This is a genomic window from Bacillus sp. FAU20 (assembly GCF_056033865.1).
Genome location: NZ_JBVYHY010000024.1, coordinates 13,073 through 26,475, shown reverse-complemented (window position 1 = coordinate 26,475; position 13,403 = coordinate 13,073). Strand labels below are relative to the sequence as shown.

The window sequence follows — 13,403 nt, the reverse complement described above, 5'->3', positions numbered from 1 at the left end:
TAACAACAATTAGTAAAGACGGGGGATATCATACTATGTCAAAACAAATTGTCATCTTAGGCGCTGGTTATGGCGGTCTTCTTGCCGCTTTAAACGTACGTAAATATTACAGCAAATCAGAAGCACAAGTTACAGTGATTAACCAATACCCAACACACCAAATCATCACTGAACTACACCGCCTTGCAGCTGGTAACGTGTCTGAGCAAGCAGTTGCAATGCCACTTACAAAGCTTTTCAAAGGGAAAGACATCGATCTTAAAATCGCAACAGTTGAGTCATTCTCAGTTGATAGCAAAGAAATCAAACTAGCTGGCGGCACTACTTTATCTTACGATGCACTTGTAGTTGCTTTAGGAAGTAAAACTGCTTACTTCGGTATTCCAGGACTAGAAGAAAACAGCATGGTATTAAAATCTGCTGCTGATGCAAACAAAATCTACAAACACGTTGAAGACCGTATTCGTGAATACGCGAAAACGAAAAACGAAGCTGATGCTACAATCGTAATCGGTGGTGGCGGATTAACTGGCGTTGAGCTAGTTGGTGAGCTTGCTGACATTATGCCTAAACTTGCAAAAAGCCACGGCGTAAATCCAAAAGAAGTGAAACTTCTTCTTGTTGAAGCAGGTCCAAAAATCCTTCCAGTATTACCAGACCACTTAATCGAACGTGCAACTACTAGCCTAGAAGCACGCGGCGTTACATTCTTAACTGGTCTTCCTGTAACAAACGTTGCTGGCAACGAAATCGACTTAAAAGACGGTCAAAAACTTGTTGCTAACACATTCGTTTGGACAGGCGGCGTACAAGGTAACCCATTAATCGGTGAATCAGGTCTTGAAGTTAACCGTGGACGTGCAACAGTTGATGCATACCTACAATCTACTTCTCACAAAGACGTATTCGTTGCTGGAGACAGCGCTGTTGTCTTCGCTCCAGACGGACGTCCATACCCACCAACTGCACAAATCGCTTGGCAAATGGGTGAGTTAATTGGATACAACTTATACGCAGCACTAGAAGGCAAAGCATTCGAAGAGTTCGCACCTGTAAACTCTGGAACACTTGCTAGTCTAGGACGTAAAGATGCGGTTGCTACAATTGGAGCAAGCAATACTCCACTTAAAGGCTTACCAGCATCATTAATGAAAGAAGCAAGTAACGTTCGTTACTTATCACACATTAAAGGTCTATTCAGCTTAGCTTACTAATCTGAATATAAGCCCGAATCATGCCCTGCATGGTTCGGGCTATTTTTATCCGTAATTTTCTCTAACTTATTTATTCGTCAAAAAAATTATATACCCTTTAAATTTATCTAAATATACTGACTTTTTACAATGAAAGCTGTCCCGTTCGGAACAGCTCTTATTGTCGCTTTTTGTCGGTAAATCGATATATTGGGAAAATCGCTGATATATTCGGATTTGCGCTGATATATTTCAAAAATCGCCGATATAATTCGAGTTACGGTCGATATATTCGAAAAATCGCCGATATATTTTCCAGCCTTACTTATTATCCTAATTTCACAAGACTGTAGTTCTTCTTCCCTTTACGAATAATAATAAATCTTCCATCAAACGAATTTTCTACAGTAACATCCGTACCCACATCTGTTACTTTCTCACCATTCATAGAAATCGCACCATTATTAATGTCCTCGCGTGCTTGTCGTCTAGATGGTTCGATTCCTAAATCGACTAGCCACTCTACGATGTTTTTCGTCTCTTTTGAAGACTGAAATGTTGGCATTTCTTTAAAGCCTTGTTCAATTTCATCAGCTGTTAACGATTTAATATCTCCGCTAAATAACGCTGCTGTGATTTTTTCAGCTTGCAGGAACGCCTCTTCTCCATGAACGAATTTCGTCATTTCTTCTGCTAACACTTTTTGTGCTTCACGTTTATGAGGCTCCGCTTCTACCCTCGCTGCTAATTCATCAATACGCTCTTTCGTTAAGAACGTAAAGTATTTCAAGTATTTAACGACATCACGATCATCTGTATTTACCCAGAACTGGTAAAATTCAAACGGTGTCGTTTTTTCAGGATCAAGCCAAACCGCACCACCTGCTGATTTACCAAACTTCGTACCATCCGATTTTAATAATAATGGAATCGTTAATCCGAATACTTTCGCCTCATGACCTTCTAACTTACGAATTAAATCTAAACCACTCGTAATATTTCCCCATTGGTCACTGCCACCAATTTGAAGTTGAACATCCTCTTTCGTGTATAAATGATGGAAGTCCATCGCTTGCAAAATTTGGTACGTGAATTCTGTGAAAGAAATACCTGTATCTAAACGGCTTGCTACAATATCCTTCGCTAACATGCTATTGATGCTAAAGTTTTTCCCGTAATCACGTAAAAACTCAATAATATTTATTTCATGTGTCCAATCATAGTTATTTACCATCTTCACTTCGCTATTTCCGCCAAAATCAAATAGCTTTTTCATTTGTGCTGTTAACGCATCTACATTATGCTGAACCACTTCTAACGTTTGAAGCTGACGCTCTGATTGTCGTCCACTCGGATCACCAATTGTTCCTGTTGCCCCGCCAATTAAAATAACAGGATGATGGCCAGCTAATTGGAATCTCTTCATCATCATAAACGGAATCAAATGTCCGATATGCATACTATCACCAGTCGGATCAACTCCGCAGTATAGTGAAATCTTTTTCTCTTCTACTAGCTTGCGTAAACCTTCTTCGTCAGTCTGCTGATTAACGGCGCCGCGCCATTCTAATTCATCAATAATATTCATCTTTTGTCATCCCCTTTATTTTTTAAAAACAAAAAAGCCCCTACGTCTACGATAGACATAGGGACGATTATTCACCGTGTTACCACCCAGTTTGCATAAATAGCATAGCTACTCATACCACTCTTAGCAATAATATCGATTGCTAGTCCGCTTAGCATTACCTAAGATACTCCAGAGTGTAATTCGCAAGTTTGTTTGTGCTAGGTTACAGCAACCCCTAGCTCTCTCGTTAACAGTGACAAACTGCTACTGGGCTCTTTCAACGTATGTTATTTGTTAAATTATTAGCCATTATATTGAATCGAAAACAAATTGTCAACAATACCCAAATATTATTTTAAAATAATTCACATCTTCATACGTATTTCTTTATTCCTTATCTTCTCCAATAATCCTTACTTCTCGCTCTAACTTCACGCCAAATTTCTCTTCAACTGTCTTTTGTACGAAGTGAATTAAATCGATGTAATCTTGTGCTGTTCCGTTATCAACATTCACCATAAACCCTGCGTGTTTTAAAGAAACTTCTACCCCACCAATTCGCTTACCTTGTAGTCCTGAATCTTGAATTAACTTACCAGCAAAGTTATTTGGTGGGCGCTTAAATACGCTACCACATGAAGGATATTCTAGAGGCTGTTTTGACTCACGTTTAAACGTTAAATCATCCATTTTGGCTTTAATTTCTTCATGTACACCTTCTTCAAGTTCAAATCTCGCTTCAAGAATAATGTAATGGTTGTTCGCAAATACACTCTTACGATATCCAAATTCAAATGCTTCTTTCGTCAAAGTACGTAGTTCTCCATCACCTGTCATTACGACAGCTTCTGTTAATACAAACGAAATTTCACCGCCGTATGCACCTGCATTCATATATAATGCTCCGCCAACTGAACCTGGGATACCACAAGCAAACTCAAGACCCGTTAAATTATGGTCTAGGGCAATACGTGATACGTCAATAATTGCTGCACCACACTGTGCTACAATCGTCGTTCCTGTTACAGTAACACCTGTAATATGAATTAAACTTACTGTAATCCCGCGAATTCCACCATCTTTAATAATGACATTCGATCCATTTCCTAAAAACGTAACTGGAATATTATATTCGTTCGCATATTTGATAACTTCTTGAATTTCATCATAATTTGTAGGCGCAACAAAAACATCTGCTTTTCCGCCAACTTTAATATGCGTATGATTCTTTAACATTTCATCTTGTTTAACATGTCCTTCAGGCAATACCGTACTTAAATATTTATAAACCTCTTGCATATTCATTTTACGATTCCTCTATTTCTATATTCATTTTATCCCGTTATACGGGCCCATAATATCCCCACGTACATGAAAGAACCTAAAGTGGTGGATACAGTGTACCCAAAATCAATTCGAGACACCTATAAACCTCTTAATTTATAAGAGGTGCCACTCATATTAAAATATATATTGCATAATAAAGCAACCCAAATGGACTACTAAACTTGACATGTCATCAGAAAGACAACAATTTGTAAAATATGTGACTTTTTCAAAACACTATCCCTCAGTATCTTACTATACCATACAAAAATAAAGTGGTATTTTTTTGTACTTTTTACTTTATTTACATCAATGAAAAAAGAGCACATCCGACAGAATGTGCTCTTTCTATACTCTTTATATTACTTTTCGTTCTCTTCTTTTTCTTTATCAAACCATAACAGCTCATCGTTATCAACTTCACCATTATAATTGATTAAAATTTCTTCTCCTGCTTTTATATCTTTATAAGCATAGAAGTTAAATGTATGATTCTCAAAAACGATGTCATACGTTGCATTCGGTGTATATGAATGATTAAATAACATACCATATCCTAAAAGGATTGCCGTATGATTGATCCCATACTCAAATGCGTAGTCAGCAAGTAACGTCTTCTCAATATGTTCATGCTGTTCATTCGGATAAGAGATAACTGGTGCGGCGTGTATCAACTCACCCTTTTTAATATCACGAGTTGCAAATACACCTCTATTAAATTCTCCATCACTAAGTTCAGAAGTCTTAACTTCGATCATATGCGTCACCTATATAATTCTTTCTTTGAAGTATTTTATTCCGCTATTTGCGGATAGCTTGATTGGTGAGGGCTAATAATCAGTATGTACTAGTCTCACTTTATCTCCTTAAGCTTGGCAGAAAACGCGCAGAAAAGCAATTAAATTCCTATCAAGTATTCGTTTCAATGAAAAAAGAGCACATCATTCGTGCTCTTTCCAAGTAATATTACTTTTCTAAAATATCTTCTAACAACTTCACTTGCTCGCTAACAGTTTGCAACGTCTTCACTGACGTATCATTTCGATATTTTTCTTCTTCCACACTCGCTAGCACTTCTTCTGTAGCTGTAGAAGTTTGCTGAATTACGTTAGAAGCATGCGTAACATCCTTTACGATATTCGTCGTTTTAACTTGGAAACTTTCTTGATGAACAACAACCTCTCGCATTACTTCATTAATTGCATCAATAAACTTCCCTAAATCAGTTACATTTGTTAAAACACTTGCTAACATCTCGTTACATTCTTCTTGTACTCTTTCTGACTTCTCTACCTGCACTTCTACCTTACTTGCTTGATTACTAAACTCCTTCAAAATCCCTTGAATTCTTCCCGCAGAACGATTTGATTCTTCAGCAAGCTTTAACACTTCACTCGCTACAATAGCAAAACCTTTTCCATGCTCGCCTGCCCTCGCAGCTTCAATATTTGCATTTAAAGCTAGCAAACTCGTCTGACTTGAAATATTCGTTATTACATCTACAATTTCATTAATTTGTTTCAATTGCATCATTAAATCTCTAAATATAATTCCAGACTGTGAAACAACATCATTTAAACTTCTCATGTTAGTTTCAAAATTTCTTAAAGTATGTACACTACCCTTTGAAATTTCTAAACTTTCATCCACACGAGCCGATGCAGTTCTTACTTGAGAGATGATTTGTTCAATATTTACCTCCATATCATTCAATACTTCTACCGAGCGATACATCATCTCTGATTGTGATTGCGTACCAACTGCCACCTCTTCAAAGGCAAAATTAATCTCACTCATCGATTCCATCGACTTGTTCATATTTTGTCTTAAATGATTGAAATTACTATCTAGTTTCACAACTGTTTCTTCAATAAGCCTTTGCGTCTCTTCTAGCTCTTGTGCTTTTCTCATTACTTCTTGCTTCTCATCACTTAAACGAAGGAGCAGATTAGAACCGATTTTCGTGACGCCCCACATAGCGATTGTTACAATCGCTAACAAACTTGCAAAATTAGCAGCTTCAGACGAGGCTGTATAAGCAAAGAATTGCTCCGGCCAATAGCTACAAAGGATAAATGTAATCACAACAGCTACCCCGCCAAGAATTAAAATAAGGCGCTCACTTAAGTAAATAAGTGAAACAGCTAATGTGAAATAGACCATTTGAAATACAGCCGGGCTTTCATTAAAAGCTTGTACCATAATGTAAGACATTGTAAGCAACATAAATGTCATGATATATTTATACACTGATTCCATACTTTTTATAAAAGTAAAAATCGTTCCAAATGCAACGACAGAAATACCACAAATCCAAAACGCTATTGCTCTCTCTGTAAAAATATATCCATAATACCCAATTGCGATTATCCCAAGAAAGAAACTACAAATCGTTATAAACAGTAATAAATGATTTTTCTGTGATTCTTTCTCAAGGTTAGAAAAACAAGTCCTCTTTAACCACTCCATATGAAGCCCCACCTTCTACTTATACATATCAATTACTTCAGTTTAAATACCGCACTCACTGGGTTATGATCGCTATTTTCAAACTTTAAATCTTTCCCTTGTACATTTACAATCTCTACATTCGGTGAAACGATAAAGCCATCAATAATAGTAACGAAATTTTCACCTTCTACATATTTCTTCACATCATCTCTCACAGTCATAACAGACGGATCTACAGCCCACTTAAAGCCACCGTCCGTAAAGTCCTTCGGTAACTCTACTAACCACTCAGGACGCTCTTTCACGAACTTCGGATCACTTAATTGAGCGTTCGAAACTAATTGATTCCAATCTCCACCCATTATTACGTAATCACCTTTTTCATAATGTTTGTTCATATATTCTTTTAAATACTCTACTTGCTGTTTTCTAATTTTCCCGCCTTCATCATAAGCAGACAAATGTAAATTTACGAGTCTAACATGTTTCCCATTATTAACAGGAATTTTATATTCCACAATTGCTCGATCTAAATCAAACAAACGCTTTGGCCAAGGCTCCATTCCAGGAAGCTGGAACCTCTTCGCTTCTTGAACAGTGTATTTAGAAAACGTACTTAATCCAGCCTCCGCATATCCCATTGGATTTGTTATTGGCACTGGAACCCATTTCGTATCGTAGTTCTTGCCAAATGACGAAACATAATCAGGTAATCCTTTTTTCAAAAATTCATGTCCATTTACATCAAATGAACGAAGTGACTTTATATCAACTTCTTGTAATAGTGCAAAATCACTATTCTCATTTTGTAAAAACGAAAGCATATTCTTTAAATTAGTTTCCGTTTGCTCTTTACTACTTGAACCAGATCCCTTTCCGCCATCCATAAAGAAATCTTGATCCTTATCTAATCCAGCATATCCAATATTAAATGTTGTAACTTTAAATTCATGTCCAGTCGCTAATACGCGCTCCTTATTATTCTCCACCTTCAAGGCTATAACATCAACAGGCTGTTCTTTAGTAAGTGTCATATACGCTAGAAATCCCCCTACAATGCCCGCTACCACTAAAACACATGTAAATACGATTTTTAAAAATTTCTTCAAATAAATGACTCCTTTTCACGCGAATTTATTTTTCTTTATTTTCAGTCAAATAAAACAAAACGACACACATAAGAAACATTTTATCATAATTAAAACCGTATATCATTATATTTAGTTGATGAGTAATCAATCCCATTTTAATTACTTAAAAAACCTTCAGACATCAAAAAAAAAGAAAAGTTACACCTACCTCCTCACTGGAAATTAAACGGTATTTTTAGTACACTATATGTAATAATCATAGGCGATGGAGTTCGCCATAAACGCTGCTTAGCTAATGACTCCTACCAGTATATATACTGGTAGGAGTCTATTTTTTTGAGTAAGCTATTTAAAGAGGTGAGAAAATTGATTTATATTATCGTCGGCATTGCCGGTATATTAGGAGCTCTTTCTCGTTATTATTTAGGTCTTAATATCACCACATTTTGGCATCATTCATTTCCATTAGCAACATTACTCATTAACTTAACCGGTTGCTTCTTCTTAGCGTGGCTAACTACTTATATCGCTCGGCTAAACATCTTACCTTCAGAGATTATCACAGGCATCGGGACTGGATTCATCGGTTCCTTTACAACTTTTTCAACATTTAGTGTAGAAACTGTGCAATTGATCAATCATTCTGAGTGGAGTATAGCCTTCTTATATGTATCATGTAGCATACTTGGTGGCCTCATTATGTCTAGTCTTGGCTATACACTTGGAGATTTCTTAATTAAGAAATCTCTTACGGAAGGTGATTACTCATGATAGAGGCTTTATTAGTCGCAACAGGAGGATTTTTCGGTGCGATTACACGATTTGCAATTAGCAATTGGTTTAAGAAAAGAAATAAAACACAATTCCCACTTGCTACATTCCTTATTAACATAACAGGGGCGTTTTTACTTGGATATATAATTGGAAACGGGGTCACTACAGGCTGGAAACTACTATTAGGTACTGGATTTATGGGGGCATTCACAACATTTTCGACGTTTAAACTAGAATCTGTTCAACTCCTCAATCGTAAAAACTTTAGCACATTCCTTTTATACTTAAGCGCTACTTACATAATTGGTATCGCCTTTGCATTCCTTGGAATAAAGCTAGGCGGAACATAAAAAAAGCGACTCTAACCAGTCGCTTTCTTTCATAAGAAGTATGTCCCGCCATATGGAATGGAAAATAAACCAGCTGGATGTACATCGTAATGTACAATTTGCATCGGAAGCTGTGAATACGGCATATACTGACTTTGCATCATTTGTGCAAAATATGCTTGTTGTTGCATTTGAATAGCTTGATTCACAGCATGAATAGTTCCCTGTGCCCCAGCCAAAGTAATAGCTGCTCCTACTTGTCTTCCATTATAAAAATGATGGTTCATCATGATTCATCTCACTTATTCTTTTTCTTCCATATGGTATGTTTCTATTTCATAGTGAGTGTTTTGTCCCTATCTATTGTCCTTTTTCAGCTTTGAAGTAATAAATCCAAATAATAATACACCAATACCACTAAGGAACAATACATAACTTATCGGTACTAGGAAAAAGAAAGGTTCTTCAAGGAATCCATCCGCTCCTACTTTACTGTTTGAAGCATGTATAGTTAAAGAAATAATTGCTAAAATCATGAAAGAAATAGCTACTACGTATTTATTTTTCATTTCAAATTCTCCTCTACTCGTGTAATTCTCCTTGGATCGTTAACATCATATTATCTAAAATGGCATTAACAGTCAATAAGTATTTATCGTTTAACAATAAATACTTATTGATTAGACTAATAACAAAAAGGTTTGCAAAGCATCTTAAATCACTTTGCAAACCTTCTAAATTATAAAGTGAAACTTTAATCAGCTCTCACCAATTGGGCGTTTACGGGCAGCCCGACTCGCAAATAACGGAATAAATCTTTACGCTTCAAACCTCTTGCTTAATACAACATACATTGCGCAAAATAGCACAAATATCCCAGCATAAATTAACAAAATCTCTACACTAAACATATCCGACAATGGACCAAATATTATCATTCCTAAAGGAAGCGCACATGAATTCGCAATTTGTACAAGGCTAAACATCCGTCCGTGCATTGATGGTTCTACTTTCTCCTGCAATAACACAGTAACTGGTGTATTGAAGCACGGCATTGTTATACCAATTAAAAAGTTAAATACTAAATACATAATAAATACCGGAGCGATCCCTAGTCCAATCATAAGCAGTCCATATAATGCACAAGCTAGCGCTGTTGTATGCATACGATTACGAAAACCACCCCATGCCGCAATCAATATGCCACCAGCTGCCGCACCCGCACTAAAGGTCATCTCACTAGCAGTAAGTCTCCACATTTCAGCCCCGAAAGAACGAGTTACCATTAAAGGTGTTAAAAAAGCAGCTGGACTTATTAAAATCATGACGATAATCAATAAAACGATTAGCCTTTTAATAAATACATTTCCTTTTAAATAAGAGAACCCTTCTTTAATTCCTTGTAGATTAGATTTTTGCTTACTCTCTACATTCACATGTCCTTTCACCTGAATGACAAACATAATACTAATTCCAAACATAGCTGTAATAACATCAATAAAAAATGTTGTTTCAATGCTGGCAATAGAAAGAATCGCCGCACTTGCTGCTGGAGAAAGAAACATAATTAAAGATGTAATACTGCTATTTATTCCATTTACTTTCATCAGATACTCTTTCGGAACGATTTGCGGAATTAATGCATTCACAGCTGGCGTTTGTACTCCTGTTCCAGCTGAACGAATGAGTAACACAATAAAAAGTAACCAAATACTTTTATATCCTGTTAAAAATAAAATTGCTAAAACTAACGTCGCAATCGCTATAATCCCGTCCGATAACATAATCATCTTTTTGCGGTCATAACGATCAATCCAAACACCTGCAAACAAAGATATCGCAATTTGTGGTAGAAAACCGCAAACAGTTGAAATAGTCAACATCACTCCTGATGATGTTGTAAGGGTGATATACCATATAATCGCGTATTGCACGAGAGAGGAACCGAACAACGAAATAGTTTGAGCGGTCAAAAATAATATAATTTTCGTTTTCCAATTGTTTTCACTCATATGTTTCACACCCCATTAACTAATCCCGTCTCTATATGAAAAATGCTATCTGCCCAATCAAGATAAAAACTCGCTTCGTGAGATACGAGTATAATGCTGCCCTTAAACTTAATTAGCGCCTTTTGTAAAGCTTCCTTCGCTTCTGCATCTAAATGATTTGTCGGCTCATCTAAAATTAAGAAGTTACAAGGTGATAGTAATAATCCACACAGTTTCACCTTCGATTGTTCACCACCACTTAACGTACGAATTTCTTGCGAAACGTGCGTATCCTTCACACCACACGCAGCTAAATGATGGCGTATTTCCTTCATATTCAGTTTAGGAAACTGTTCTGAAATAATTTGAAGCGGAGTTAAAGAATCATTGCTCCAATTTAAATCTTGCTCATAATATCCAATCTTTATTTGCTCTGAAAAGTGAAACTCTCCAGAAATACTAGCAATATTTCCAACGATTGTTTTTAATAAAGTAGATTTCCCTACTCCATTGAAACCTGTAATAACAAGTTTTTGCCCACCCATTACTGAAAAATCCAACTTTGGTAAGAGAGCGAAGTCATAACCAACTTCAAGGTTATTTACTTCAAGAACTGTCTGAACTGAAATGGGAAGTTCCTGAAAATGAATAGACGGTTTATGAGTAAAACTTGGTGGCGCAATTCTTTCCATACGCTGCAATTGTTTTCGACGACCTTGCGCTATTTTTGAATTCACCCCGGCAATATTTCTACGAATATACTCTTCCGTTTTTTCAATTTTCTTTTGCTGTGCATAATATTGGCGAATATAATCTTTTCGCAAATGCTCCTTTTGTCTTACAAAATCTAAGTATTTGCCATAATACTTCTTAACCGTTCCGAACTCTACATCACATATGCAAGAAGTTACTTTTTCCAAAAAATCAAAATCATGTGATACGACAATAAACGCTCCTTCAAACTTCATTAAATAATTAGCAAGCCACTCCACATGCTCCTTATCGAGAAAATTCGTCGGTTCATCTAGTAATAAAATATTAGGCTCTTCTAATAAGAGCTTCGCTAAAATTACCTTTGCACGCTGACCTCCGCTTAATTTACCAATAACACGATCCATCCCAATCACATCAATACCTAGACCAGCTGCCACCTTATTTATTACGCTGTCTACTGAATAAAAATCACGAGCCTCCAGCTGCTCTTGCATTTCAGCTGCTTTTAGTAGTTGATTCTCATCTCCAGTCATCGCACTTTCTTCGTATAACTTGTTCATTCTCTTTTCCATTTCATACAAATCATAAAAGGCTCTCTTTAAATATTGTGAAATGGTATAACCCTCATCAATTTCAGCGTATTGATCAAGATGCCCAATTTGAATATTGGGTTGCCACTTTATGTCTCCCTTATCAGGAATAATTTCCCCCACTATTATTTTCATTAATGTGCTTTTTCCTGCACCATTCTGTCCAACAATTCCCATATGCTCCCCTTTATGCAAATCAAAAGAAGCATTTTCGTATAATACTTTATCTATAAAACTATGTGATAAACTTTCAACTTTAAGTAAACTCATTTTTATTCCTCTTTTCCTGAAATTAAAAAAAGCAGAGAGATAGCGTCATTCGACACTAGCCCTCTGCTTCGTGGTTTTTCCTATACTACTCCAATTTACAGTAAAGACTCATCGGAATAATATACACAAAGGGCCATAGACAAAGCATTGTCTATGGCCCCTTAATCTATTTTATACACCAGCTGAAAAACCATAACGAAATAAGCATAGATATACTATACTTTTTTCGAAAAGTTATTCAGCCGATGAATATAGGGGATTTAAACCCCTTGATTAAGCTCCGTACAACGCTTCACCGTATACATTTGTGCGGAGCAAAGTTTTCTAATGAGTTTTACAAATTTTATATAAAGCATATTCTGCACCTTCCTTAATACTTAAAAGGGATTTTAGCATACGGTTTTACGAAGCGTCAACATTACTTCTGAATCTTTCAACTACTTGTTTTCAAAATATTGCTTCTGAAACATACACATTCTTATCGCATTATGATAGTTACCATCAACGAAAAACTCATCGATAAGCTCACCTTCTACCATAAACCCAACTTTTTTATAAACATGTACTGCCTTTTCATTTTCCTTATCCACAACTAAATATATCTTATGCATATTTAGTACAGAAAAAGCGTAATCCATTGCTAAACGCGTCGCATCCACTGCATAACCATATCCTTGATAATTCGGATCAATAATAATTTGGAATTCTGTTCTACGATGAATATAATCAATTTCTACTAACTCAACTAATCCAACCATTTCATTGTCTTTCTCAACGATAAATCGGCGTTCGCTTTGATCATGTATATGTTTATCGTATAAGTCTTGCAGCTCCACAAATGCCTCATATGGCTCTTCAAACCAATACGACATAATGTGCGCATTATTATTCAGTTCGTGTACAAACTTTAAATCTTCTCGTTCTAATGGACGTAACTTCAATTCCTGATTCATTCCTATAACCTCCAAGTAAAAAAACCTCTTCACTTAATTTCTCAATTTTTTTCGATTTCAAACGCCCTAATTTCATTGTAAACTTTCAAGCAACTTGAAGGTCAAGATGTAAAAACTAATGTAAAAATATTATGCCGAAATTTATAACTAA

Annotated in this window: 13 protein-coding genes, 1 riboswitch and 1 other annotated feature; of the genes, 3 read left to right on the top strand and 10 right to left on the bottom strand. The window is 36.1% G+C overall.

The genetic code is table 11. From position 1 onward, the window contains the following. Positions 1-35: 35 nt before the first annotated feature. A complete protein-coding gene (locus AC0OM3_RS20485) occupies positions 36-1,214 on the top strand; it encodes an NAD(P)/FAD-dependent oxidoreductase (protein WP_000043202.1) in 1,179 nt (392 codons plus the stop codon). 307 nt (positions 1,215-1,521) lie between these two features. Here AC0OM3_RS20485 and tyrS read toward each other — a convergent pair whose 3' ends face one another. The 5 genes from tyrS to AC0OM3_RS20460 all read right to left on the bottom strand — a co-directional run bounded on the left by tyrS (position 1,522) and on the right by AC0OM3_RS20460 (position 7,649). Continuing rightward, complete coding sequence (gene tyrS, locus AC0OM3_RS20480; protein ID WP_046946664.1) at positions 1,522-2,781, bottom strand: tyrosine--tRNA ligase; 1,260 nt, start codon at positions 2,779-2,781, stop codon at positions 1,522-1,524. A 56-nt stretch (positions 2,782-2,837) separates the two neighbouring features. After that, positions 2,838-3,053: a binding site (T-box leader), on the bottom strand. A gap of 97 nt (positions 3,054-3,150) precedes the next feature. Next, on the bottom strand, positions 3,151-4,068 hold the full coding sequence (gene murB, locus AC0OM3_RS20475) for a UDP-N-acetylmuramate dehydrogenase (RefSeq protein ID WP_001057102.1): 918 nt from the start codon (positions 4,066-4,068) through the stop codon (positions 3,151-3,153). A 383-nt stretch (positions 4,069-4,451) separates the two neighbouring features. Next, positions 4,452-4,847 carry an SET domain-containing protein gene (locus AC0OM3_RS20470; protein ID WP_000573649.1) on the bottom strand — a complete coding sequence of 132 codons (396 nt, stop codon included), beginning with the start codon at positions 4,845-4,847 and terminating at the stop codon, positions 4,452-4,454. 208 nt (positions 4,848-5,055) lie between these two features. Further along, a complete protein-coding gene (locus tag AC0OM3_RS20465; RefSeq protein ID WP_000455076.1) occupies positions 5,056-6,558 on the bottom strand; it encodes a DUF4077 domain-containing protein in 1,503 nt (500 codons plus the stop codon). A gap of 32 nt (positions 6,559-6,590) precedes the next feature. After that, the gene (locus AC0OM3_RS20460) at positions 6,591-7,649 is read right to left on the bottom strand and encodes an endonuclease/exonuclease/phosphatase family protein (protein WP_000714053.1); all 1,059 of its coding nucleotides are present in this window, start codon (positions 7,647-7,649) and stop codon (positions 6,591-6,593) included. 234 nt (positions 7,650-7,883) lie between these two features. Next, positions 7,884-7,943: riboswitch (Fluoride riboswitch) on the top strand. A 54-nt stretch (positions 7,944-7,997) separates the two neighbouring features. Here AC0OM3_RS20460 and crcB (AC0OM3_RS20455) point away from each other — a divergent pair. Continuing rightward, on the top strand, positions 7,998-8,402 hold the full coding sequence (gene crcB, locus AC0OM3_RS20455) for a fluoride efflux transporter CrcB (protein WP_000639317.1): 405 nt from the start codon (positions 7,998-8,000) through the stop codon (positions 8,400-8,402). Beyond that, positions 8,399-8,755, top strand: a complete 357-nt coding sequence (gene crcB / locus AC0OM3_RS20450; RefSeq protein WP_474212859.1) for a fluoride efflux transporter CrcB — start codon at positions 8,399-8,401, stop codon at positions 8,753-8,755. Before crcB (AC0OM3_RS20455) ends, crcB (AC0OM3_RS20450) begins: the two co-directional genes overlap by 4 nt. A 29-nt stretch (positions 8,756-8,784) precedes the next feature. On the opposite strand, the gene AC0OM3_RS20445 is transcribed toward crcB (AC0OM3_RS20450), so the two are convergent. The 5 genes from AC0OM3_RS20445 to speG form a co-directional block, all read right to left on the bottom strand. After that, positions 8,785-9,024 (bottom strand): DUF3947 family protein, encoded by a 240-nt coding sequence (locus tag AC0OM3_RS20445; RefSeq protein WP_000980932.1) that lies wholly within the window; start codon positions 9,022-9,024, stop codon positions 8,785-8,787. Between the two features lie 66 nt (positions 9,025-9,090). Next, positions 9,091-9,303: a DUF3955 domain-containing protein gene (locus tag AC0OM3_RS20440; protein ID WP_196478649.1), complete on the bottom strand. Its 213-nt coding sequence runs from the start codon at positions 9,301-9,303 to the stop codon at positions 9,091-9,093. A 249-nt stretch (positions 9,304-9,552) separates the two neighbouring features. Next, positions 9,553-10,746, bottom strand: a complete 1,194-nt coding sequence (locus AC0OM3_RS20435; RefSeq protein WP_474212856.1) for an MFS transporter — start codon at positions 10,744-10,746, stop codon at positions 9,553-9,555. 5 nt (positions 10,747-10,751) lie between these two features. After that, positions 10,752-12,299: an ABC-F family ATP-binding cassette domain-containing protein gene (locus AC0OM3_RS20430; protein WP_474212854.1), complete on the bottom strand. Its 1,548-nt coding sequence runs from the start codon at positions 12,297-12,299 to the stop codon at positions 10,752-10,754. A 437-nt stretch (positions 12,300-12,736) separates the two neighbouring features. Then, on the bottom strand, positions 12,737-13,252 hold the full coding sequence (gene speG, locus AC0OM3_RS20425; RefSeq protein ID WP_001071092.1) for a spermidine N1-acetyltransferase: 516 nt from the start codon (positions 13,250-13,252) through the stop codon (positions 12,737-12,739). Positions 13,253-13,403: the final 151 nt, after the last annotated feature.